25 protein-coding genes are annotated in these 24,529 nt (G+C 33.9%); 7 read left to right on the forward strand and 18 right to left on the reverse strand.

The genetic code is table 11. From position 1 onward, the window contains the following. Nucleotides 1-53 precede the first annotated feature (53 nt). The 3 genes from NYE52_RS11900 to NYE52_RS11910 all read right to left on the reverse strand — a co-directional run bounded on the left by NYE52_RS11900 (nucleotide 54) and on the right by NYE52_RS11910 (nucleotide 3,545). Nucleotides 54-1,310: an MFS transporter gene (locus NYE52_RS11900; protein WP_341193259.1), complete on the reverse strand. Its 1,257-nt coding sequence runs from the start codon at nucleotides 1,308-1,310 to the stop codon at nucleotides 54-56. After that, nucleotides 1,297-1,902, reverse strand: coding sequence for a TetR/AcrR family transcriptional regulator (locus tag NYE52_RS11905; RefSeq protein WP_341193260.1), 606 nt, complete (start codon nucleotides 1,900-1,902; stop codon nucleotides 1,297-1,299). Before NYE52_RS11905 ends, NYE52_RS11900 begins: the two co-directional genes overlap by 14 nt. 164 nt (nucleotides 1,903-2,066) lie before the next feature. Beyond that, on the reverse strand, nucleotides 2,067-3,545 hold the full coding sequence (locus tag NYE52_RS11910) for an aminotransferase class V-fold PLP-dependent enzyme (RefSeq protein WP_341193261.1): 1,479 nt from the start codon (nucleotides 3,543-3,545) through the stop codon (nucleotides 2,067-2,069). 111 nt (nucleotides 3,546-3,656) lie between these two features. Between NYE52_RS11910 and NYE52_RS11915 the strand changes: the two genes are divergently transcribed. Next, entirely contained in the window at nucleotides 3,657-4,601 is a 945-nt protein-coding gene (locus NYE52_RS11915) for a tyrosine-type recombinase/integrase (protein WP_341193262.1), read from the forward strand. Between the two features lie 57 nt (nucleotides 4,602-4,658). On the opposite strand, the gene spoIIP is transcribed toward NYE52_RS11915, so the two are convergent. From spoIIP to NYE52_RS11945, 6 genes are all read right to left on the reverse strand, one after another. Further along, nucleotides 4,659-5,798, reverse strand: a complete 1,140-nt coding sequence (gene spoIIP / locus NYE52_RS11920) for a stage II sporulation protein P (protein ID WP_341193263.1) — start codon at nucleotides 5,796-5,798, stop codon at nucleotides 4,659-4,661. Nucleotides 5,799-6,061: 263 nt separating this feature from the next. Beyond that, nucleotides 6,062-6,481 (reverse strand): 3-hydroxyacyl-ACP dehydratase FabZ, encoded by a 420-nt coding sequence (gene fabZ, locus NYE52_RS11925; RefSeq protein ID WP_341193264.1) that lies wholly within the window; start codon nucleotides 6,479-6,481, stop codon nucleotides 6,062-6,064. Next, the gene (locus NYE52_RS11930; RefSeq protein ID WP_341193265.1) at nucleotides 6,478-7,083 is read right to left on the reverse strand and encodes a lysophospholipid acyltransferase family protein; all 606 of its coding nucleotides are present in this window, start codon (nucleotides 7,081-7,083) and stop codon (nucleotides 6,478-6,480) included. Before NYE52_RS11930 ends, fabZ begins: the two co-directional genes overlap by 4 nt. 339 nt (nucleotides 7,084-7,422) lie before the next feature. Beyond that, nucleotides 7,423-8,295 carry a Cof-type HAD-IIB family hydrolase gene (locus NYE52_RS11935; protein ID WP_341193266.1) on the reverse strand — a complete coding sequence of 291 codons (873 nt, stop codon included), beginning with the start codon at nucleotides 8,293-8,295 and terminating at the stop codon, nucleotides 7,423-7,425. Next, nucleotides 8,292-9,065, reverse strand: coding sequence for a DeoR/GlpR family DNA-binding transcription regulator (locus tag NYE52_RS11940; protein ID WP_341193267.1), 774 nt, complete (start codon nucleotides 9,063-9,065; stop codon nucleotides 8,292-8,294). Before NYE52_RS11940 ends, NYE52_RS11935 begins: the two co-directional genes overlap by 4 nt. A 150-nt stretch (nucleotides 9,066-9,215) precedes the next feature. Continuing rightward, a complete protein-coding gene (locus NYE52_RS11945) occupies nucleotides 9,216-9,983 on the reverse strand; it encodes an alpha/beta hydrolase family protein (RefSeq protein WP_341193268.1) in 768 nt (255 codons plus the stop codon). Between the two features lie 224 nt (nucleotides 9,984-10,207). Here NYE52_RS11945 and NYE52_RS11950 point away from each other — a divergent pair, with 224 nt between their 5' ends. Next, nucleotides 10,208-10,999: a histidinol-phosphatase HisJ family protein gene (locus NYE52_RS11950; protein ID WP_341193269.1), complete on the forward strand. Its 792-nt coding sequence runs from the start codon at nucleotides 10,208-10,210 to the stop codon at nucleotides 10,997-10,999. Nucleotides 11,000-11,078: 79 nt separating this feature from the next. Here NYE52_RS11950 and manA read toward each other — a convergent pair whose 3' ends face one another. The 5 genes from manA to NYE52_RS11975 form a co-directional block, all read right to left on the reverse strand. Continuing rightward, nucleotides 11,079-12,023: a mannose-6-phosphate isomerase, class I gene (gene manA / locus NYE52_RS11955; protein WP_341193270.1), complete on the reverse strand. Its 945-nt coding sequence runs from the start codon at nucleotides 12,021-12,023 to the stop codon at nucleotides 11,079-11,081. 178 nt (nucleotides 12,024-12,201) lie between these two features. Continuing rightward, a complete protein-coding gene (locus NYE52_RS11960) occupies nucleotides 12,202-13,425 on the reverse strand; it encodes an MFS transporter (protein ID WP_341193271.1) in 1,224 nt (407 codons plus the stop codon). Continuing rightward, nucleotides 13,422-13,856 carry a MarR family winged helix-turn-helix transcriptional regulator gene (locus NYE52_RS11965; RefSeq protein ID WP_341193272.1) on the reverse strand — a complete coding sequence of 145 codons (435 nt, stop codon included), beginning with the start codon at nucleotides 13,854-13,856 and terminating at the stop codon, nucleotides 13,422-13,424. The genes NYE52_RS11960 and NYE52_RS11965 overlap by 4 nt, the downstream gene beginning before the upstream one ends. A 248-nt stretch (nucleotides 13,857-14,104) precedes the next feature. Continuing rightward, nucleotides 14,105-14,827, reverse strand: coding sequence for an MOSC domain-containing protein (locus NYE52_RS11970; protein WP_341193273.1), 723 nt, complete (start codon nucleotides 14,825-14,827; stop codon nucleotides 14,105-14,107). A gap of 78 nt (nucleotides 14,828-14,905) precedes the next feature. Next, nucleotides 14,906-15,238 carry a DUF3889 domain-containing protein gene (locus NYE52_RS11975; protein ID WP_341193274.1) on the reverse strand — a complete coding sequence of 111 codons (333 nt, stop codon included), beginning with the start codon at nucleotides 15,236-15,238 and terminating at the stop codon, nucleotides 14,906-14,908. A 149-nt stretch (nucleotides 15,239-15,387) separates the two neighbouring features. On the opposite strand from NYE52_RS11975, the gene NYE52_RS11980 reads away from it, so the two are divergent. After that, a complete protein-coding gene (locus NYE52_RS11980; RefSeq protein ID WP_341193275.1) occupies nucleotides 15,388-15,981 on the forward strand; it encodes a biotin transporter BioY in 594 nt (197 codons plus the stop codon). Between the two features lie 162 nt (nucleotides 15,982-16,143). On the opposite strand, the gene NYE52_RS11985 is transcribed toward NYE52_RS11980, so the two are convergent. Continuing rightward, complete coding sequence (locus tag NYE52_RS11985) at nucleotides 16,144-17,805, reverse strand: copper resistance CopC/CopD family protein (RefSeq protein ID WP_341193276.1); 1,662 nt, start codon at nucleotides 17,803-17,805, stop codon at nucleotides 16,144-16,146. Nucleotides 17,806-18,043: 238 nt separating this feature from the next. Here NYE52_RS11985 and NYE52_RS11990 point away from each other — a divergent pair, with 238 nt between their 5' ends. Together NYE52_RS11990 and NYE52_RS11995 are read left to right on the forward strand one after the other, a co-directional pair. Beyond that, on the forward strand, nucleotides 18,044-18,211 hold the full coding sequence (locus NYE52_RS11990) for a hypothetical protein (protein ID WP_341193277.1): 168 nt from the start codon (nucleotides 18,044-18,046) through the stop codon (nucleotides 18,209-18,211). Nucleotides 18,212-18,468: 257 nt separating this feature from the next. Further along, nucleotides 18,469-19,488 (forward strand): cation diffusion facilitator family transporter, encoded by a 1,020-nt coding sequence (locus NYE52_RS11995; protein WP_341195174.1) that lies wholly within the window; start codon nucleotides 18,469-18,471, stop codon nucleotides 19,486-19,488. A gap of 97 nt (nucleotides 19,489-19,585) precedes the next feature. Here NYE52_RS11995 and NYE52_RS12000 read toward each other — a convergent pair whose 3' ends face one another. The 3 genes from NYE52_RS12000 to NYE52_RS12010 all read right to left on the reverse strand — a co-directional run bounded on the left by NYE52_RS12000 (nucleotide 19,586) and on the right by NYE52_RS12010 (nucleotide 22,365). Continuing rightward, nucleotides 19,586-19,993: a hypothetical protein gene (locus NYE52_RS12000; RefSeq protein ID WP_341193278.1), complete on the reverse strand. Its 408-nt coding sequence runs from the start codon at nucleotides 19,991-19,993 to the stop codon at nucleotides 19,586-19,588. Between the two features lie 109 nt (nucleotides 19,994-20,102). Next, on the reverse strand, nucleotides 20,103-21,104 hold the full coding sequence (locus tag NYE52_RS12005; protein ID WP_341193279.1) for an LLM class flavin-dependent oxidoreductase: 1,002 nt from the start codon (nucleotides 21,102-21,104) through the stop codon (nucleotides 20,103-20,105). 97 nt (nucleotides 21,105-21,201) lie between these two features. Further along, nucleotides 21,202-22,365 (reverse strand): metallophosphoesterase, encoded by a 1,164-nt coding sequence (locus NYE52_RS12010; protein ID WP_341193280.1) that lies wholly within the window; start codon nucleotides 22,363-22,365, stop codon nucleotides 21,202-21,204. Nucleotides 22,366-22,615: 250 nt separating this feature from the next. Between NYE52_RS12010 and NYE52_RS12015 the strand changes: the two genes are divergently transcribed. Together NYE52_RS12015 and NYE52_RS12020 are read left to right on the forward strand one after the other, a co-directional pair. After that, nucleotides 22,616-23,551 (forward strand): MerR family transcriptional regulator, encoded by a 936-nt coding sequence (locus NYE52_RS12015; RefSeq protein ID WP_341193281.1) that lies wholly within the window; start codon nucleotides 22,616-22,618, stop codon nucleotides 23,549-23,551. Nucleotides 23,552-23,721: 170 nt separating this feature from the next. Further along, a complete protein-coding gene (locus NYE52_RS12020) occupies nucleotides 23,722-24,516 on the forward strand; it encodes a Cof-type HAD-IIB family hydrolase (protein WP_341193282.1) in 795 nt (264 codons plus the stop codon). The last annotated feature ends 13 nt before the right edge of the window (nucleotides 24,517-24,529 follow it).

Below are 24,529 nucleotides of genomic sequence, written 5' to 3' on the forward strand. Positions count from 1 at the left end.
TTAAATACAGAATTTTCCCTTATTTCAAAGTGTGTTTGACAAACCAACACTCTTTAAACAGTATGTGTTACATTCAGATGCTTCGTGGCGGTAGTTCGCATTTTAACTACATATCCCATTAATAATAAGCCAATTGCTCCAAATAGGAAGAAACCTAAACTCATCGTAATGACAGACAGCTTGGTGCTAATTGTAATCGCAAGGCCTGCTAAAATCATCTGCCCTTGACCTATTAGTCCATTAACCGCCAGATAAGAACTTCGGTGATTTTCATTTACTAAATCAGCAAGAAGGCTTTGATTAATTGGTACATACATAAGTTCACCAATAGAAATAAACAACATCATAATAATAAGCCATACTGGCGAAGAAACATAAGATAGAATGCAATAACTAAATACAAATAAGCACATACCGATAAAATACTGTTTGTAGTCAGATAGCTTTTTCATCATCCAAGAAACAATTCCCACACAAAAAACAACGAGTAGTGTATTTTCCGCATGAAGAATTCCTACCATATTTACCCCGTTTAAAGTGATTAATCCTAAAAGAGAGGATTCTTCCATCGTATCCCTTAAGTGAATGGCAATGTAATTGGTTAAATGACTTTCAAACGAAAAGATAAGTAAACAAGAAAGCAAGTAAATCATATAAATTCGATCCTTTAATACATGATAATAACTTGACCAAATGGACGATGATACTACATTTTTCACAGAATTCTTTCTTTTTACAAGAGATTCTTTAATAAATAAATAGGTTACGAGACTAGATAAGAGAGAAACAGTGCCAACTAGCAAGAAGAAAAAAAAATGATAGTCTAAGAAGAAAAAAGCCCCTGTAATTGTTCCAAGTGCTGTTGCCAAATTTCCAAGCCAATACATGGCGGTAAAGACAAATTTCCGTTGTTCCATCTTTACTAAGTCATGAATCATTGCTGTGGAAGCAGGGAAAAACATGCCGTTAAATAACAAATTAATCATAAATAATCCAGCACTAATATAAGGAAGATTGATCCATGGGGAATTAACAATGGCAATAAAAAGATAGGTGATTCCTACACCTAATTCCGCCATTATCATCATTTTTCTTCTACCGACTTTATCCGCTAAATAACCGCCAATAAAGCCTCCGATAATGCCAGATAGTATAACAAAAATAACAAGTACTCCCGTAATCGTATTACCAATTAGTGAACTAAAATAAACCGCTATATAGGGAATAATGGCACTAGAAGAAAGGGCGGTCACGAATTGTAAGTACATGCGGATACGAAGGGAAGCATGTAATTGGTTAAATGTGTTCATCACTATATTCTCCTTCCATTCCAAATAGGCGGTACGCTTGATTCGTAAAAGCCTTAGTAAACATGGCGTTAGCCTGATCGGAATAGGTTAAACGTGCTCCCATCATAAAGGCTAGATATCCATAGCCAACTTCCCTCGGGTTACTTTTCGGTAAAAATCCTTTTTCCATTCCTATTTGGACAATTTCATGAATGTAACATAGGAAAAATTCAACAAACTCATCTAATGCATCAATCTCTGTAAACCTATCTGGCTGTCCAATCACATATTGTATGATGCGGAGCTCTTTTTCCATCTCCATAAATAGATTTAGATGATTACGAATCATTCCTTTTAATTTTTCTTCTGTTAATTCAGAAAGCTCTGCTTTGGTGTCATTAATATCATTTTTGAATACCTGAAGTGGTCTTTTTACACATTCCGTAAACAATGATTCCTTATTCTCATAATACGTAAAAACCGTTCCAAAGCTTACCCCAGCTTCAACAGCAATGTCTTTAATCGTCGTTTTACTAAAGCCGTTTTGCGAGAATAAACTTATAGCCGCTTTATATATATCTTCTTTCTTCTCTTGTGATCGTGGTTTTGCCATGTAAATCGCCCTCCTTTTTATTGATTGATTAATCAATCATATTCTATTAAAGAAAAGATTGGAAGTCAATATATATTCTGTGAATTTTCTAATTAATTAAGTTCAAGCTAAAAACTCCCTTCAGATTAGGGAGCTTCCAATCTATTCCAATTAGAAGATTTCATTTATAGCGAAAATAAATCTTCCAAACCCATTTTTTCTTTTCTTAATGAATGATACTCACAACTTGACGGTTTTGTTACATAATCTCTTTTCCATTCCTCCTGATAAAGTAAAATCTTTTTAATAGCACCTACAATAAAATAAACGTCCTCATTGCTCATCGTAGGATGTAGGGAAATTCGAACCCAGCCTGGCTTATGCGAAAAATCTCCCTCTTGTATTTCCTTGCTCAGTTCTTTGGATTGATCCTTCGTAATTGGAAGTAAATAATGTCCATATGGTCCAGCGCACGAACATCCCCCTCTTACTTGTATACCAAAGCGGTCATTAAGTAGTTGCACGACTAAGTCATAATGGATATCTTCACAAGTAATCGAAATAATTCCTAATCTATCGTCGTTTTCCTCTTCTAATATCCGAACCTTTTTTAATTTTTTCAGTTCCGTCATTGCTAGATGTACTAATTCCTTCTCCCTTTGCTCTATTCTTTCTATCCCCATTTCTTCTTTTAATTGAATACATAGTGCAGTTTTAATCGCCTGAAGAAATCCTGGTGTTCCTCCGTCTTCTCTTTCTTCGTCATCCTTTTTATATAGAATATCTCCCCACTCATTCGTGAAATCTACCGTTCCTCCCCCTGGGTGATCTGGTACACTCGAATAAATGAGATCTTTCGCCATTACTAATACTCCACTAGTCCCTGGACCACCTAAAAATTTATGTGGAGAGAAATAAACAGCATCCAATCGTTCCTCTTTATTATCAGGATGCATATTTATGGCTGCATAAGGTGCTGATGCGGCAAAATCAACAAAGCAATAACCTTTATGCTGGTGCATCATTTTCGCAAGCTCATGGTAATTTGTTTTTCTACCAGTAACATTAGAACACGCTGTAAATGCCCCTATTTTTAACGGGATGTCCTTATATTGTTCTAGCAAGGATTCTAAATGTTCTATATTTACATCTCCATTTTTATTCGGCTTTATCATAATGACATCTGCATTCGTCTCAAGCCAGGATAAATAATTCGAATGATGCTCCATATGAGTGACAAAAACTACAGCAATTTTCTCCTTCTTATAACAAGTATTCTTTAAGCCTATTATTCTTTGTAATTTATTGACCACTCCTGTCATGCCAAAACCATCAAATAATATAATGTCATTATCATCTGCATGAACATGTTTTTTGATGATTTGCTTTGCTTCTTTATATGCTTTTGTCATATATGTCCCTGTTATATTTGATTCAGTATGGGTATTAGCAACATATGGACCTAATTTATCTGTCATCTTTTCTTCAATAGTCTTATATAATCTGCCACTTGCTGTCCAATCCGCATATAGCAGCTTTTGGTTTCCGTAAGGTGTAGAAAAGGTTAAATTATTTCCAATAATATTATGCTTAATTTTTGAAAAATAGTGCTCCAATTTAGTATCATATTGGTATACAGACTCACCAACTTTAATTCTTATCAATTTAAAAATCCCCTTTCTCTCTCCTTCTTTAACCTATGTCAAAATAAGAAGAGAGGTTATTGCATTTCGAATAGTTTGAAAAAAATTCATAAGAAGGATGGAACATAACAAATGATTACCTTGCCTGATTATGCACTTGATTATATGGAGAATTTAAACCAGTCTGGACGAAGCAAACTTACATTAAAACAGTACGAATCTGACTTAAAGAAATTCTTTAGCTGGCTCGATATATACAAAGAAAATACTACATTCGAAACCATAAAAGCATTACGAGCTGATGACATTCGCGCATACTTTCATTATTTAAAGGATAAACAATTGTCACAAGCTACAATTCGCCGTCTTGCATCTGTATTAAGCCGTTTGATGATTTACCATCAATGTGTTTGTGCACATGAAATTCATAAACTAGCTGAAGCTGCCCCACTGCGTTCCCTAACTACAAAAGATTTTATTACAAGCAAAGAATATAATAAATTACTGAAATACTTACTTATAAAAGATATAGAGATTACCAAAAAATCAGCTAGGAACTACCTGCTGACAAGAAATTGGACAATCGTGTCTTTATTAAAAACCTTTGGCCTAACACCTATCGATGTACATAGCATCAAGATGAAGGATGTAAACCTAGCACAAGGAGAGCTTACCCTTAGCAGAGAGGAAGCTCCGTTAATCCTTCCTATTCCTCAAGATATAATGACAAAATTACGAGATTACTATTTTACTATCCCTGAAGCATTTCGCCCAAAATATTATTCCAATGATCCTGTTTTTATAGCTTTCAATAATATTTCCTATTCCTTCCAATATGATTATGATCGTCAAAAACCAAAAGCATTATCTGTTCGTGCAATTCAAGAAATGATTAAAGATGAAGTAAGAAGAGCAGGCTTACGAAAAATTTCAGCAGTGAATTTTCGAAATACAGCTATTTTAGAGACACTAGCATCAGGCGCAAGTGATGAGAAGATAATGCACCAATTTCATTTAACAAGTGAAGCGGCACTCAGAAGGTACAAACAATATTTACTGAATAACATGAATGATTGAATTTATAAAAAAAGATGGACCACCTATTTAAGTGGAGGTCCATCTTTTTCAATATTATTATTGCTGCGTTGCATCATTCTCTTCCCAGTATACCTTGCTGAAAATATCCGCAAATGCTTCAATGCTTCGATTTAATTCTGCTTGTGTATTGTCTATTCCACCTACTTCTAACAGAATTGCACGATCGGAGAAGTTTTGGTTATATACTCCATTTCCTTGATCCTTTCCTTTTAAAAATACGCCTCTAGATATTCCTGGATATTTCTTTTTTAATTCTGCATGAAGTTTTTCTGCAAATTCCTGATTCTTTTCATAGCCTTTATTGGCATCACCGATAATAAATAACAATTTTGCATAGCTCTTGCCATCTATAGTAGCAGTCGTTGTCTCCTTTCTTGCGGAGTCACGATGAATATCGATTAAATAATTTAAATGTTTATTTTCACTGACTGCAGCTGCAACCACATCTTTGGACATCGCATAGGAAGATGCAAAACTCCAACCTCTGTCTAATAATTTTTGATTAATATTTGTTTTATCTAATTGAACTCCAATTCCTTCATCTTTTAATAGACTAGACAATTTACTGCTCAATCCAACCACATTTGCCCTTTCATCGGAACTAACTGCTTCGTTTTCATTAGCATTTTTCAAAAGTGGTAAATAAGCTTCTAAATTATGCGTATTATAAAGCAATACTGTTTTATTCTTAGGCTCTGCTACTGGCGCCTTATTCTCTGGTGGTTTTTCTTCTTTCTCTACTTTTTCCTCGTCCACTTCTTTTGGATTTTTCATTAGTTCTTCCGATGGTGTCGATTCAAATGGTAGAGTTGCAAGGCTTGTCCCTTCTTCTGCGACAACTATTTCGGTATGAAAAAAAGTTAAAGCAGGTAATTCTCTTCCTAACAGTGTTCGCGTGTCATCTAACCGAATATTGGTTGCAATTTGAAACAGAATATTCCCAAGTGAAAGTCCTTTCCCATCTGATTTTGGAAAAAGATGATTCTCACTATGAAAAATCTCGGTGTAAATTTCTGTTGTATTCACTGACTTTAAAATACTTGCAACATTATCAGAAGTTAATTTGAAGGAAAAAATAGAGGTTGTTATTCCCCCAATAAGGATAAACATTAGGATGATTCCTAATATTGTTGTATTCAAATATTGGATTAATGTACGTGTTTTGGAGGTTTGCATAATAGGTACATCCCCTTTCTCTATACAGGTATATGCCTTTCTACTAAAAAATAGTCTTGTAATCTATGAAATATTTGATAGGGAATTGTAATTATGTTAATGAAGGATTTAGAAGTTTTATTATTTTATTGGATGCGTAAAATTATATTATAGGAGTTAAATTATTATATTGGATATATAGGTATTTTTATATTAAAAGGTCACTACATAAGAGAGATTTCCCAAAATGTAGTGACCTTTTTTCCTATTACTTTATAATATATTTACTGAAATGAAAAAAGAAATTCCGCTTCACATATCAATTCTCCAGCCACAGTAGCTTTTCCCTTTGCTTTCGCAAAGCTACTTTTCACCTTTTCTACCATGACTTCCATACATAGCTCATCACCAGGAAAAACAGGCTTTCTTATCCTTGAATGATTTATACCAGTTAAAAGGGCGAATTTATTATTATGCTTTTGTTCACTATGAATAGCTACTGCTGTAACTTGTGCAATCGCTTCAATGATAAGAACGCCTGGCATAATTGGATTTTTTGGATTTTGACCAGTTGCAAATGTATCTTCCTTATTAATTTGCTTAACACCTACAGCCATTTTCCCTTCTTTTAACTCTAATATTTCATCTACTAGAGGCAGAGGATACCGACTGAGTATATCCTTCACTATCTGTAGATTCATCATTTCTTTTCGCCTCTTTTATCTAATTCATTTTGTAATTCTGCCATGACTTCACTCAATTCTCTTGTTATATCAGAAGGATCTTTCTTTGTGCCATCCTCATTTTTCAAGGATATGGGATCACCAAAAATGACATGAATTTTCTTACCACTCAATAGTCCTTTTAAATCCGTTGGTCCGCTATAAGCCGCTGGTACAAGTGGAACTCTTGCCAAATTAGCAATAGTAGCAGCACCTTTTTTCAAAGGCACATCCTCTGAAGATCTTGTGCCACTTGGAAAAATTCCAACTATCTTCTTTTCCTTTAGCAGTTTAACTGGCGTTTTAATACTGCTTGGACCAGGATTTTCTCTATCTACAGGAAAGGCATTAATACTATGGAGAAATTTAGCTGCTTGTGGTTTAGCAAATAACTCTTTCTTAGCCATAAAATGAATCTCATTTGGTAGTAATGATGTACCCAGAGCCACCACGTCAACCCATCCAATATGCGAACAGGAAACGACATATCCAGTATCCTTAGGTAATTTATCTTTATTTATTACCTTTGTTCTCCCAAACGTTTTTAATACTACATTTGCAAATCTACTCGTAAATGCATACATTTTTCTTTCTCCTTTATGTACAAAATAACTTAATTTAATGTATGTGAACTTTCACTATATGTAAGATTTTTATAAAGACATAATCCTTTAACCAAAAAACAGTCGATTATTAAAACCATTATAATAAAATAATATCATCTACTATTAGTAGCAGATACTATATTTTTTCACTACGTACTTATTATATCTCATTATTCCTAAAAAAAATAGTATCTATCCACTACAAATAGGGACTATTCAAGTGATAAACGATTTATAAGGAAGCGTATTTCATGCTTTTTTTCTAAAAAAGAACATAAAAAAGAAGAAGGACTTCTACCTTCTTCTTTTCAAGGGCTTTTATACAGCAATCGAAGACAAAACAAGTCGTTTGATTGTATTTGCCACACCATGCTGATCATTCGTTTCTGCAATTTCAATCGAAGCATTTTTCACATCTTCTCTTGCATTTCCCATAGCAACTGGATATCCTACTTTTTCTAGCATCGACAGATCATTCATACTGTCACCCATTGCTACTATATCTTTTAATGCAATCCCTAAATGATTGGCTAATTTTACGAGTGCATTGCCTTTCGAAGCATCTTTATGTTCAAATTCAAAATTATACGTACCAGATGTAACGAGTGTGATGGACTGATCGTTTCTGAAAGTTTCCCAGCCCGCGTCTAACTTCTGTTTATCAAAGGAAAATGCCAATATATTATATACATGAATAGCTGGATTTTCTATTTCCTTATAGCTGTCTATAAAGGAAAATCCAGTTTGCGAAAATTGAATAACTGCATGCTTCTCTAGTTCTGCTCTACTAATATCAGGATTAGCTGTACACAGTCGGTCAAGCTCTATTTCAATTAATTGTCTTCCTCGTTGTGGGGAATACAAATAATCGTCACTGAATATCTCATAATAGTAATCTCTTTCTTCTAACCATTGGAGAAGCCTCATCGCTTTTGGTTTATCCATAGGTAGATGATCAAAACGATTACCCGCTGGATCATGAATCGTTGCTCCGTTCGCTGCAATTACCCATGTCTTTAAACCAGTATCTTTAAAAATTTCCATCACATCTGGATAGTTTCGGCCAGTTGCTATAATAACTTCTATCCCTCTTTCTTGTGCTATTTTCAAACTTTCGAGGTTTTCTGGGCTGATTTTACTTTCATGGTTTAAAAGAGTGCCATCTAAATCCGTCACGATACATGTAATCATTCTTCTCCATCCTTTCTATTTGCCACTATTAATTCCACATTATTTTCATTTAATAATTGAATAAACGATTCTTCTGGTTCTTTATCTGTAATAAAGAGATCAATATCGGAAAGCTCAGCAAATTGATAAAAATCGGTAATGCCAATTTTGCTATTATCTCCTACTACAATCACTTGTTTTGCTTGTTGCATCATTTTCTTTTTTACTGCCCCATCTTCTTCATCTACGATTGTTAGTCCTTTTTCGGAAATTCCAACAATCCCAATAAAAACTTTGTCTACATAATATTTATCCAATCGTTGAATAACAGAGTTACCATATAAATAGCGATGTTCTTTCTGCATTACTCCACCTAATAAGTGAATTTTTGGCAATTGTTTATCAGATAGAATATCAGCCAAATTAATAGAGTTTGTAATAATAGTACATTCTTGATTAATAAAATTTCCCATTGCTTGAACAGTGGTAGAGGCATCCAAAATAATATGATCATTCTCCCGAACAAAAGATGCAGCTAGTTTACCAATCGCTTTTTTTTCTTCTGAAACAGCTTTTAATCGATTATGGTAATTATCAACTTTCCGATGAATTTTCGGTAATAACGCACCGCCTCTTGTTCGAATAATCGCCTGCTCTTCTTCTAGCTTCACTAAATCTCGCCTAGCTGTATCCCGTGACACGTGAAACAGCGTACAAATTTCATCCACTGTTATTTTTTGATGCTTATTTAAGTAACTGACAATGTCTACTAATCTTTGCTCTTGTGCCATATGATCCCCCAAAGTTCCATTCTTCTCTTTAATAATAAGTCATTCACTTAAATATTTCCACTATAATAAGTAAATTATAAGTAAAATAATTATTAACACTTAAAAAAATACGCAAATGAAAGCATTAGCTTCTATTTGCGTATTTTTTACTTAATTCCTTTCTAACCATTGAATTGTCCCATTTATTAATTCATTAAACTGACTAGCGGATGAAAAAGTATGTTTGCCATTTTCAATAAGTAATCCTTCAACCGTCCCCATTTCACGTTGTAAATACTTATTTTTGTAATCATTCATATAGTGATAGGGGATATCCTGATCTGCAGAACCATGTGCTAATAGGACGTCTCCAGAAAAAGAGTTGCAGGTTTCTAACGGATGATATTCTGATAATGATTCAAAATATGTTTGATAAAAGGAATAACCATTAAAATCAACCACTTCTTTTTCTGCTAATTCCCTCAGCCTCTCCTCTCCAAATATTCGTTTAATATCAAATGCTGGATTTCCGACAGCAGCCCATTGAATTAGACGGCTAACTCGCATGTCATTAATGGCTGTTAATAATGCGACAGCTCCACCAAGACTATGTCCCAATAAAATAAGTTCTTTTATCGGAAGCTCATTATACGCAAATTTTATGATTGCTTCTGTTTGTTCGATTAAATCAGACAACCGATTACTACCATATTCACCACTAGATTCTCCACACCCTTTATAATCAAAACGAATCACCAAGTAACCTTTTTCCGTAAGTAGATTACTTGTTTTAACAAATAATCTGTCTACTCCTACTCTACTACCAATTAATCCATGACATATAATCACAGTCTTATATTCATCATAGGTTTCTTTAGGATAATCAATAGAAAGTACGATATGTTCATCCTTCCATTTAATCGTGTTCACCTTTGTCATTTCCGTTCCCCCTAATTACCATTTATAATTATTTATTATATATTATTCCTACCTGTTTAGTAAGTTTAAAACGTTAATTTTCTGAATTCTTTTTCACTTAATTCACAAAGCCTTCCTTTTTTTACTTTCATTCCAGTTAGAAAAAGCATATAATTTCACATACCAATCAGGTAAAATAGAATAGATGCGTTCCATCAAAAATGATCTACATAAAGGAGATTCCTATGTATTATATTGATTATCATCACCATTCCAATCATTCATTTGATTCGAAAGCGGTAATGATGGAAATTTGCCAAGAAGCACTAAATAAAGGGATAAAGGAGATTTGTTTTACAGAGCATTTTTCCGTTAATCCAGAAGCACCAACTTATGGTCATATGATTTGGAAAGAGTACCTTTCAGATATCCAAAAATGCCAGACTACATATGAAAATCAACTTGTTATAAAGGTAGGGGTTGAATTATGCGAGCCACATTTAATGCGAGAACAGTATAAAGCGGCATTATCCTCCATTCCATTTGACTACATACTTGGCTCTGTTCATAATCTTTCTGGCTTTACCCTTAGAAAATACATGCATGCACACCCAGAAAGAGATATTTATCTCGATTATTTTAAAGAGATGCATGCATTAGTTTCCTATGCAGATATTGACGTACTTGCACATTTTGATTTAATGAAAAGATATGCGCATACTACAAGAGGAATTTATCACTTTCCAGACTATCAAGATATCATAACTTCCATCTTACAGATAGCAATTAATAGAGGAATTGGATTAGAAATCAACACTTCTGGTTGGCGTACAAGTCTAAATGAATCCTTGCCTTCTATAGAGGTTTTAAAGCTTTATCGTGAATTGGGTGGGGAGCTACTAACGATTGGATCAGATTCCCATAAAAAAGAAGATGTTGGAGTAGGTTTTACACAAGCTATTAATATAGCAAAAGAAGCAGGTTTCAATGCTTATTATACATTTGAAAAAAGAAAACCAATTCGCATTCCTATGTAAATGTAATGGAAAATTATTTTGTATAAGAAAAGTGTCCAAAATTTTTTGGACACTTTTCTTATACAAATTTGTCTTTCTATTAGATATAAGAAACAATAAGTTCTGCTTTTCCATTTAATTCAAAGGTACCGAATTTATTTGGCAACAAGAAATGATCGCCTTTTTTGAAAGCAAAATCTTTCCCATCCTTTTTAAGAGAACCATCTCCCTCAATTACACTGCATAATAAGAAGGCTTGATCTTGCTCTCTTGTTTCGTTTCCATCTAACGCCCATTTTTCCACTGTAAAATAGTCGCATGAAACAAAATTCGTAATCTCCATATTTCCTTGCTTTTCAACAGATGGAGAAGTCGCTGCTAATTGATGAGGAACAGTCGTAACATTGATTGATTGCTCAATATGTAGCTCCCTTGTATTCCCTTCACTATCTTTACGATCATAATCATATACACGATAAGTTGTATCGGAATTTTGTTGGGTTTCAAGAATAATGATGCCTTCTCCAATTGCGTGAATCGTTCCACTTGGTACAAAGAAGAAATCGCCTTTCTTTACAGGAACTTTGTTTAATAACTCATCCCATTTATTTTCAGCTATCATCTCAGCTAACTCTTCTTTCGAATTAGCGTGATGACCAAAAATAATTTCAGCTCCAGCTTTACAATCAATAATATACCAGCACTCTGTTTTTCCCAGCTCTCCATTTTCATGAACCTTTGCATAATCATCATTTGGATGAACCTGTACAGATAAGTCCTGATTTGCATCTAATATTTTTGTTAATAAAGGAAAACGATTGCCTTCCATATTTCCAAAAAGCTCACGATGATTTTCCCATAACGCTTCTAAATTTTTCCCTGCTAATGGGCCGTTCTTAACCATGCTTTGTCCATGTGGATGTGCGGAAAATGCCCAACACTCTCCTGTTGTTTCACTTGGTATTTCATAACCAAAGCTACGCAATGCTGTACCGCCCCAAATTCTATCTTTAAATACTGGTTTAAAAAATAATGGCTCATTCATTCGATTATGGAACTCCTTCTTTACAATATTTACAAGACTATTCTACCATATTCTTAGGAAGAACGGCTTTGATTTTCAAAAATAGAAAATGAATAGAATTTTCTCCCATGTAAATTTAATTATTTCTCAAAAAAAGATTCTCCTTAGAAACAGTAGTTTCTATAAGGAGAATCTTTTTTTAAGCACCCGTATTTAATTGTTCTTTCTTTGTTACTATCGTTTCTTTTCTAATCGTTTTACCATGTAAATAGTAATAAACAGCAATTCCAATTAAAATATAAATACTACTAAAAGTATAAAAGGCGTTTAGGCCAATGGCATCTCCAATAATCCCAACTATATACGAACCGAAGCCAATCCCGATATCAAAAATAGATAAGAATGTTGCCGTTGCAAGCCCTCTTCTATGTGGTGCTGCTTTTTGAATGGCAATTGTTTGAAGACATGGAAACATCGATCCATATCCTAAACCAATTAATGCAGCGGAAAGTAAAAACATCCATTCAGAATCAGCCAGTCCAAGCAAAATCATTCCACCAGAGAATAAAATGATACAAGGATAAACAATTTTATTTGCTCCATAGCGATCAAACCATTTTCCAGCAAATGGTCTTGCCATTAACATAAAGATTGCATATACAACAAAGAAATAACCAGAAACACTAATAAAGCCTTTATTCTCTGCATAAACAGATACAAAGGAAAGAATCGACGAATATACAATTCCAAACATTGCCGCAACTACACTAATTTTCACTGCGGTATTTTCAATAATTTGATTGAACTGAAAACCTTTCTTCTCCGTACGCTCTATTTCAACCTTTTCCATGTCTGCTTCCGATTCCATTTTCATAAATCCACCTGTTAGAACCGCGAAAAATGCAAATATAACTGCTAGTATAAATAGAGTGGAAGTTCCCCAAGAATTAATAGCTTGAAGGCCAATAAATGGACCAATTACCATGGCTAAATTCATACTCATTGAATAATACCCCATGCCTTCTCCTCTTCTAGAGCTTGGCAGAATGTCGGCAACAATTGTTCCTGTAGCTGTTGTTGCCATCCCAAATCCAATTCCGTGTAAAGCACGAACAATAAGTAAACCCGTTAGAGAATCAGTAAATAAGTAAAAAATAGACGCAACTAGGAAGATAAGTAAAGATGTTAGGAAAATTGCCCTTTTCCCAATCTTTTGCATTAAATTACCGGCGACAGGTCTTATAAGAATAGCTGTAATAATGAAAACAGTAACAATTAAACCTGCTGTAGACTGCTTTCCATTTAATTCACGTATTGCATAAATTGGTAATGAAACTAATAAAAAATAAAACGTCATAAATAAAAAAAAGTTACTTACCCATATTTGGATAAATCCCTTTGTCCATAATGCTTCTTTATTCACTTATTTTCCTCCTTGATTGCTAATGAATGGGACCATCCAGAAGTGATTTGATGTAAATACTCCCATGATTCAGCTGGTAATTGTGCAAGCAAGCCCTTGTTTGCTTGTAACACAGCCTCTTCCCATTTTGCGTATTCGTTTAATGCTAAATCTGTTAGAAACACTTTATTTGTGCGTCTGTCTTCTCCTTTCACTTGGAGAACATAATTTTTTTCCACGAGCTTTTTAACTGTACGAGTAACAGGAGGAGCTTCAATTGATAAATACTCTGCAATTTCTTTTTGAGCAAGTGGACCATTCTCTTTTAATACAAATAAAATTGCCCATTCTGAACTATAAATATCAAATGGCTCTAATGCTATATTTAATTCCTTCGTAAATTGTCGAGCAAGCTGTTGGATAGAATGGAATAAGTCATGAGTCTTGTTCATTTCTTTCTCCGATCTCAATATTAATTACCTAGGTAACTATATCATATTATATCGGTTGTAGGCAATACCCTATTTGATCATATCGGTATTAATCAAACGTTTGATTAATACCGATATCGCTTTCAAATAGAGACACCTTCTCATCAAGAATTAACAGAACACTCTAAACAAAAAACTCCTAAATAGTTCATCTAACCATTTAGGAGCAATTCACATTTGACAACCGTTTGTTTCAAATGCTTTTTTTATTATAAAATTGTCATTTGATCACCAATATGAATGGTTCCTGTCTGAATAACACGAGCATACATGCCCAAATGATTATTTCTTTCTTTTACTATCTGTTTTAACAGCTTGGGCTGTCTTGTTCCTGTTTTAGGATCGACGGTTATTATCATACATCTTTCACAGAATTGATTTATTTCGAGAATTACTTCTGATCCAATTTTAATTTGCTTCCCAATTAAATCCTGTTCTTTTATGCCCACTTCTTGTATATCGTAAATAATATTGCCTCTAAATCTTCTCTCATCGATTGGTTCACCGAATGATGTCGATAATTCTGCTAATGCCTCTGTTGAGATAAGAAGTATATTGTCAACTTCAATAGCTGGGAATGGAACATAGGTAGGGGAATAGGTAATAGTCTCTAACGTTCGATTCGTTTCCTCTTCTAATCTATCCAATAATGCTTGGTCATCCCAATCATATTCTATTCCATCCCTTGCTATCACTTTTAGTTTAGGAAACACATCTAAAGACTCTTCTCCTAAAAAACATGCTTTGTATGTAACCATTTCAGGAAATTGAGTAATAGTTAAATGCTTATCCCGATTTGTCCTATCAATAAATGCATGACTTCTATCCCCATAGATGCCATATGACATGATTTGTGCCTTTGAAAGATATTCACCTGTAAAGGATTTTACAGGATATCGCATAATATTTTGGATATTTCCCATAATCATCATTTCCCTCTCCCCCTCTTCTTCTTTCATTAAAACAAAAAAACTCCCTAAAACCAATTATTTTAGAGAGTTTTTTGAAAATTAGGGTTGAGTCTCTTCCATATCAACAGATAACAATCGTTCCGTTCTTGTATCAAAAGTTAAGTTAACAAATACACCGATTTCCTTTTGATCTTTTTTTACAATAAGCTTAAATTTTTCAACAGAAGTACCTTTTTTATCTTCCTTGCCAACATGCAGATAATCTGTAACTTCACTATTAGGGTATTTTTCTTGAGCTTTTGTCATGGCAATTCTTCCCCATTTAACATAAGAAGGTAGTCCTTCTGCTTCAGCCTGTATAGGAATGTTAATCTGCATTAGGAATAAACCAACTAACAAGATTTTTATGAATGGAAACTTTAATATTTTCATGCAAACATCTCCTTTCATTCTCCTTTTAGTATGAACATTCTTTCAAAAAATATGTAGTTTTAATATGTTAACTTATTTTTAAAAAAGTTGACATATATTAATTAGAGAAGTATAGTTGGTTTAGGAAATTATAAAAAGGAGTGATAAACTTGAAACAGTGGAAAGCTCTAGATATTACAATGATTGCATTATTCGTTGCTTTTATGGCAGTTGGCGCCAATGTTACCAGTTTTCTTATAATTGGTGGAGTTCCTGTAACGCTTCAAACATTTTTTGCCATCCTAGCAGGTCTACTTCTAGGCAAAAGACTAGGAAGCATTGCCATGGTCGTTTATATGCTCGTTGGACTTATTGGGATTCCCATTTTTGCGGGTGTTTCTGGAGGACTGATTATCCTAACCAAACCATCTTTTGGATTTATTTTAGCTTTTATCCTTACTGCTTTTATTGTTGGTTTAATTGCCGAAAAAAAACCATCCATTCCAACCTTTGTTTTTAGTGCATTTATTGGGTTAATAATCAATTACATAATTGGTACAAGCTGGATGTATATGGCATATAAGTTATGGTATTTGGCACCTGCTGGATTTACCTACCAACTACTATGGAGCTGGATGGCTTTCCCGCTTATAAAAGATGTTATTCTTACGTTAATTGCAGGAGTAGTCGGTTACCGATTATATAATTCGGTAATAAAGAAAAGCTCTCTCCAAGCACATTGGCATTCAAATTCTACGCATTAAAAAACAAGTCTCCTTCAAAGGAGACTTGTTTTTTACTAAAACCGATAATTTTCTAGCGATTTCGCCAATTAACGAGCTTTTACTCACTAATCCTGTCTATTCCTGCGGTTTCCCGAGAAATATTCCTTTATTTCTATTCCCAATACTCCCTTAAATCAAACATTATCTAACTTGAATTTTAAAGGAATAATCTAGTGATTCTAATTCATCTGTTAAAACATGTATCTCAACTTCCCAATTACCTGGCTGATTCAATTGAAGATTTTCTGCAAAATAATGGCCATCTTTCTCTTTCGTTAAAGGAAAGGACGTTTCTTTCTCCCCATGGATTAAGCTTATCGTAATTTGTTCAATTGGATCAATTGGTTTACGATTATTATCAAACACAAACACTTCATATTGATTTTGAACACCCGTTTTTTTAGGCGTAATGGATAAGCTAATATTTTCATTATATGCTAGTTCTGCTTCTTCATAAAATGGCAAATCAATAGGCAAGGTTGGTGTTTGGATTTGCGTAAATGCGCTCGTTACGAGTAATACCAAAATTCCAAGCACAATTTCTATTTTAATTGATAATTTATAGAACTCTTTCTTTTTTAGAAGAATTCTACTAACCAAATGATAGCCTCCAAATATTAGCATAAGCACTAGTAAAGCAACTTTGATAAGTAAGACTTTCCCGTATGCCGTACTAACTAGGGAATGAAAATCAGGTATTAATAAAGAAGCATTTATTGCTCCAGAAATAGCAAGGACAGCAACAGAGAAAAGGGCCCATAGTGAATATTTTTCCATACTAGCCCAATATAAATCATGTCCTTCTCCTTCCTTAGCAAATATACCTTCTCTTAAAAACAAGATAATGACAAGCATACCACCAAGCCAAATAGAAGCTGAGACTAAATGTGCAAAATCAAACAAAATCGCCACTGTTTCATATGGGGAACTAGATGGATGCCCAAGAAATGCTTTTGAAAGCATAATGCCTAAAAACGCTAATCCAGGGATAACCCAGCGTTTTTTTTCTAAATATGCTTCCTTTTTCCAAATAGAAAGATGGCTCACATAGAGAATAGCCAACAGGATCATTTGCAGAATCCAAATGGTCCCTTCTTTCGTACTTCTCAAAGTTTCCATTAAATTTCTTACACTTAAGGATGCTAGTAAACCACCACCAGCATAGCTTTGTGTTTGAATGACGATAAAACTGATAATACTGATAGCAAGTAATATTATTGCAGTAATGGACACTGTTTTGGTCCTTTTTACTAAGTTATTGGATACTTGCTTGCCTTTATACCAGATCAAATAGAATAAGAAAAGCCCCATATATAAAGAAAAGCCAGTATAGAGAAAGCCTTTATTTATCATTGTGCTTATAAAGGTAAACATATTTCCATTTTCTTGTTGGGTTGGAAATGTTGCACCCTCAGGTAATTCTCCGATACTAAAAGGAATCATTCCAGAAACGGAATGTCCATCTGCCGATACTACTCTCCATTCAACTGTATAAATATCGTTAGGTAAGTCTGGCTCTAAATCTACTGTTATCGATTTCTCTGTTTTTGGGTCTATCATCACATTCTTCTGATCTACCCGCTCTCCAGAAGAGTTTAAGACATTTAATATTGTAAAACCTGTTTGGATTTTTTCATTAAACTCTATGTAAACATTACTCGGTGCTGTTTCTAATATTTCATTTTCATTAGGAGTGGAATTGGTAATATACGCATGGGCAGATACTGTATTAACTCCTATAAAATAAAATATAAGTGCAGCTAATTGTAGCAATAATAGCTTTCTCCATTTCACTTTTTCCATCACGTCCTTCTATTTTCATCCGTTCCTCTCAATTATAACGAATGAACTACTAATCATACAAGGAAGAGGATGATGGAGGAATGATTCGATATATTCTGATAAATAAAGTTGTTATTTGTCTAAATCATAGCGTTTTTTGCGCTTTCCCAAGAAATATATCTTATTTTTTTATATAAACCTCGTATATTTTTCTTCATGACGGTAAAGAATAAGAACAAAATAAAAAGGAGGTAAGTCAATGGATATTAGCATGACTGCTGATGAAGTAATGTTGGCTATTCAACAATTACGTTCAAATGGCATGAATATGAATAAAAAGAAGGTTAAACAAAGCCATCCTGAATTAATGCGCCATGCGCTACATTATTTCCCCGATTGGAACAGTGCGGTTGAAAAAGCGAATTAGCTTAAATGAACCAAACAATTACTTCTTAGACATACATATTCAACATTCGTGTAAATAACACCATAGACTTACGAAAAGGACTTCTGTTAACCTTTTGTTCTTTAAGGATCTAACAAGAAGAATACAGAAGTACATAGAGGCTTTCCATAAACATGAAAAACCATCTCTATAAGCTAAAGATGGCTATTTGTTGGGAAGCTCTCTTTTTATTTGCATTCGATAGCAATATTGGTAAGGAAGAAGGGTACTACATTACAATGAAAGAATTCATTTTTTTACTTAAGAACGGAAATCGATCTGCTCTCCTTGCTGCACTCGTAAATACTATTATTTCCATCATAAAAGGATTTGCTTTTTTTCTATCAGGCAATGTTGCTATGTTTGCAGAAACCATGCACTCTCTAGGAGACGCAGCCAATCAATTTTTTGTATTTATTGGATCTGCATTAAGCAAAAAGGCGCCTACCAAGCGGTTTCCAGGTGGTTTTGGCAGACTTGTCAATGTCGTTTTATTGTTTGCCGTTCTTATTGTCGGTATAATGGCATATGAAACAATCCGGGAAGGCATTGACCATGTAATTAGACCACAGGAATCAACAGGCTTTTTTCTTATAATTATCGTTCTTTCTATATCTGTTTCCCTTGAATTTATTGTGTTAATAAAGGCAATGAAAGAAATTGTGACGAATGCTGGGCTGAAAACGAAAGGATGGAAATTATTAACTACTAGTTTTGCCTATTTAAAATCTGCAAAACCTGCAACGAAATTGGTATTTTTAGAAGATTCGGTTGCAACCGCTGGAGGCTTATTAGCAATCCTTGCTGTCGTTATATCTGAATATACAAACTTTAAGCAAGCAGAAGGAATCGCATCGATTATCATCGGTATCTTTATGTTCATCATAGTTGGAAGAGTTTTCCTAGACAATGCAGCTGGTGCGATTGGCGAGGCTGATTTAGAAATGCAGGGTGTAATTGGAAACATTGCCATGAAAGATCCAGATGTCCGAGATATTCAAGGCCTTGCCGTATATAAAGAAGGCGAAGATTTTCATGTAGAACTAAGCATTGAAATCGATAGTAAACTTACAGTAGAACAAGCGGATAATATAAGACAACGAATCGAAAAACAAATATTTACAGAAAAAGGAGTATCTGATATCATAATTGAGTTTGATAAGGATGATGGTATTTTAAACTGGCCACATTCCATCCATAAATATGAAAAACGAAAGAAAATCCTAGAAAAGCATTCCTCCTGGAAAAATGTTGATTGATACAATCACTGTAAAGATTCCTACTTGTAGGGGAAAAACATAGCTAAAAAAGGTCAGGAAATCATATTTAAGACGCCCTGACCAAAAAATATACTATTTATTCTATTACCGCATCTTCAAATGGTGCGTAAAAAACCCCTTTGGGAGCAAGGATGTTTGTTTCTGATTCTTCTTCCCTTCCATTCACTATATAGCTACCTGCTGGAAAGTAATCATAATATCCAGACTTAACATGTAAATCAACGTAATATTCATCTAGTTCTCTCATTAATTGGTGATAAGCTTCTCTATCCACAATTTCTCCTAAATCGTCTAATTCAAAATTTGCTTTTAGTGCATCTATAAAAGGTTCATAAGAGTCTGCTGCAACATATAAATCTACATCACAGCATTCCATGCAAAGTAGAACTTCTTCTCCTTTAATATTTTCATATGCATGATCGACCATTTCATTTAAAATTTGCTGTATCTTTTCTTTATTAACCAAATTCATGGTTGTTTTCACTACTATTCCCTCCAACTATTTACGAGCTACACATCATTCTGTATAGCTTTATCATACACAAAAACAAGTACAAAATGAAATGATATCCTTTTGTACTTGTTGCTTTGACTTACATCACTATATTTTTTACTATTTCATAGGAGCGTTTTCGATCTGCTTGCGAATAAACTTGGGTATTTATAATCATTTCATCTGCTTGAGTTATATCTAAGAACGCCTGTAATTTTCTCGCAACCGTTTCCTTCGAACCAATAATGGACGATTTTAATTGCTGTTGTACAATTGATTTCTCATAAGCACTCCATACCTCTTCCATATTCGGAACCGGCGGCTTTAATGGCGTCGGATTATTTCGGATAAGATTTAAGAACTGCTGTTGAGAAGAAGTTGCAAGAAATTCAGCTTTTTCATCTGTGTCTGCTGCAATGATATTTACACCTACCATTGTATATGGCTTTTCCAATATATCCGATGGTATAAACGTATTATAATAGGTGTTAAGTGCCGGCACTGTATAATCTGGTGAAAAATGGCTTGCAAATGCAAATGGAAGACCAAGGCGCCCAGCTAATCTTGCACTAAAATCACTAGATCCTAACAACCAAATTGGTATCTTTAATCCTTCTCCTGGAATCGCTCTTACAGGCAATTGAGTGTCTTCATATGGCTTTAAGTACGTTCTTAATTCCTCTACTAATTCAGGAAAATCATTTCCATCACTTTGAAAACGACGTAATGCTCTCGCGGTCAATTGATCACTTCCAGGCGCTCTCCCTAAACCTAAATCAATGCGACCGGGATACATGGATTCTAACGTCCCAAATTGCTCGGCGATAACTAATGGAGAATGATTTGGTAGCATAATGCCCCCAGAACCAATTCTAATTTCGTTCGTTCCTCCAGCTAAATAACCAATCAATACGGAGGTTGCACTACTAGCTATTCCAGGCATACTATGGTGTTCCGCTACCCAATAACGATTATATCCCCATTGTTCAGCAAGACGAGCAAGTTCTAAACTCTCTTTAAAACTTTCCGCAGCATTACTACCTTCTTTTATCGGTGCTAAATCAAGTACAGAAAACTTGATATCCTTCAATATTTTTCCCATAAATATCCTATCCCCTTTGATAAATCTCTTTCCATTCTATATGCGATGCTTTCTAATCTTCAAGTATATTGCTTGTACAACGAGCTTTTAAAATCATTTACTCCTCTAAATGATTTAATAGGCTTTTGCTTTTCATGTATTCTAATGTTTCTTCATGATACCTGGATAGAATATATTCCATTTCTGGCATAGGAGACACAATCGGTATTTTCTTTTTTTTGATTATCCTGATGATTGGCTTTGCCGTTGATTTCGATTTCGTTATAATCCATTTCTCCTTTTTCTTCTGTAGCGTCAAATCAATAATCCCAAGATGATTTCCCCAATTTCCTGCTTGAACAGTTGGTTTTCCATTTATTAATCCCTTTTCATGATTAACGCCTTTTGGCCCCTTTGCACCCTTTACTGGAAAGATACCATGTGAATGCCCATAAAGAATGACATCAATTCCTTCTACTTTACTAATATCTCTCACGTTATTACCAGACTTTGGCCTATATCCTTGATCCGATTCCAGCCCTGCATGAACTAAGGCAATAATTATATCCGCACCCTCTTTTTTCATTTTCGGTACGATTTCTTCCGCAGTTTTTCGCATATTTTTTATTATTAGCTTATTGTCAAAATGTGCTTTATCCCATTGTTGTGTTATTGGAGTAATTAGCCCAATAACGCCCACCTTTACATTATCCATTTCGCCCTTTTCATTTATTACTTCTTTATCTATTAATAAATATGGTTGGAAAAAATGGATATCATCCTGTTCATAATCATTACGATCATCAACATATATATTCGCATTTGTATAAGGGAAATCAGCCCCTTTTATTGTATTTATTAGAAAATCCAAACCATAATTAAATTCATGATTACCAAATGTCGCTGCATCATACCCCAATACATTCATACTTTTATATGCAGGATGTATATCACTGGAATAGAACATAGGAGAACTTGCGACATATTCCGCAATGGGACTTCCTTTTATCACATCTCCAACATCAAATAATAGAGTGTTTCTATGTTCTTTTTTTGCCTGTTGAATCAAACTTGCTACTCGGTTATATCCATATTCAATCGTCTTCTTCTTTTTCTCGTAATCATAATTCAATAAATACGAATGGATATCTGTTGTTTCTAAAATTCGAAGCTTAATGCTAGTATCATCGTTTATTTCACTTTTTGCTTGTATTCGAATTGTGTTTGCATGCATAAAAAGGATAAGTGTGATGGAAAGAATAAATAGAATTTTCTTTTTCATTTGGATATCTCCCCTTTTTCCGAGCCTTCCTTTCGATTCTCTTAGCTTATGCAATTAAGGAAAGAACTACACAAGATTGAGTAAAGGATTCTATAAAATGCTGGCTTAGTATTAGAAAAATCGGGAAAATTGTCAACAATTCAGAAGTTTTGATAGCTTTTGTCTTGTAGCAGGATTTTCCATCATCATTCTATAAATAAATAAAATAAAGATGTTTATAACCGTGAAAATTACAAAGGAGAGAGAGATAATGAAGGCATATACCTTAAGGGAAGCATCAAAAAAATTAACAACTACCCCAACAAAATTAAAACAATGGGAAAAAGATTTACAAGGAATTATCGTGATACCGCGAACAAAAACAGGTGCACGTATTTATACAGAAAAAGAAATTACTTTACTCCATGAAGTAAAAAACTTATATAAAGAAAAACGTAAAACTGCTGAAGTGAAGGAAACATTAACGATGTTAATTAATCGACCTGTAAAAAAAGAGTCTCTAGAGGAAAAGATTATCGAACAAAACGAAAATACGGCATTGGAAGTACCTGAAAAAAATACGAATGACACCAATGAATCAAATTATCCAAATACAGTGGAGCAAAACTTCAGGCTACTCCTTTCCTCCTTAGAAAATTATAAGCAGGATTTTCTAGAAGAAGTCAAAGGAGAAATCAGAAATGGTATAAAAAAAGAAGTATTAGAAACGATTACGAAGGAAATTCAAGCAGGCAATGAAGAAACCATTCATCATATTACAAATACAGTTAGTAAGACACAAGAAAAAACTTCCGAACAATTAGAAGAGTTTTCGGATCTTTTACATACAAATACAGAAAAAACAGCAACAGAATATGAAGAAATTCACACCAAAATAAAAAAACTATCTCAAATATCAAAAGCTGAAAGAAAAACGTATTCCAAACAATGGACATCCAATGTTTCTTCTGCCAAGGAAATTAAATCCATGATTGAGAACCTTTCAAAATCCAATGAAGAACTGAATAAAACGGTCGAACAATTAAATGAAAATGACCAATATTTTATAGAAACACTTCGTTTAGAAAGAGAACAAATGAATAAGGAAATCAAACAAAGAGAAAGAAATTTTCAAGAGCTAGTCCAAACCTTTCGTCATACAGCTGTCTCCCACGAAAAAAAGAGACAATGGTGGAAAATTTGGTAACGGAATAGACTAATCAATCTTTGAAGCAAAACACAAGCATTCCTATGTAAAATTAGCGTAAAGAGTAATCAAAATTTTTTTCACTTTTTGATTACTCTTTTTCATTTCCTCTTTTTATATGTTAGTATGGTATGGAGAAATGCATTAATATGTATTAATTGGAGGTAAAAATGGCTACAAATTATAAGATATTATTTCTTGATATTGATGGTACCATCTTAACACCGGATGATACGATTCAAGATTCAACAAAAAAAGCAGTTCAATTAATGAAGGAAAAAGGATTAGAGGTCTTTTTAGCAACCGGAAGACCATTACATGAAATATCACATATCGGCGAAACACTTGCTATAGAATCCTTTATCGGTTACAACGGTGCCTATGCTATACATAATAATATTGATGTATTTAGACAACCAATGAATCCCGATTTAGTAACAAAATACATAGACATTGCAAATGAAAAAGGAAATGAACTTATTTTATATACAAATACGCATAATCTACTTTCTCATCCTGAAGGAGAAATGACAAAGCAATTTAGCCAAAAGTTCCATCTTAAGAAGAATAAAGCTTTCACACTTGATGATAAAGAAAATATTCTTGGAATAACGGTTATTAACTTAAAAGAAGAGGATATTGCCTTGTATGAGGAATTTCCTGACATCCATTTATCTCAAGTAAACATCGACGGTTTTAGGCATTCCTATGATGTCATAAGCGATAAAGTGAATAAAGGATTTGCGGTATCCCTCATTCTTAAGAATTTAGGAATCGATAAGGAATCTTCTATTGCCTTCGGAGATGGTTTAAACGATAAGGAAATGCTACAAGTTGTTGGAGAAGGATTTGCAATGGGAAATGCCCATGAAATGCTCTTTTCTTATGCAAAACATAAAACTACTTCCGTTACAGATTCAGGGATTTACAACGGTTTAAAATGGCTCGGATTAATTGCGGAATAAAAAAAGGTCAGCA

It is taken from the genome of Niallia sp. FSL W8-0635 (assembly GCF_038007965.1).
In the GTDB taxonomy this organism is placed as follows: Bacteria; Bacillota; Bacilli; order Bacillales; family Cytobacillaceae; genus Niallia.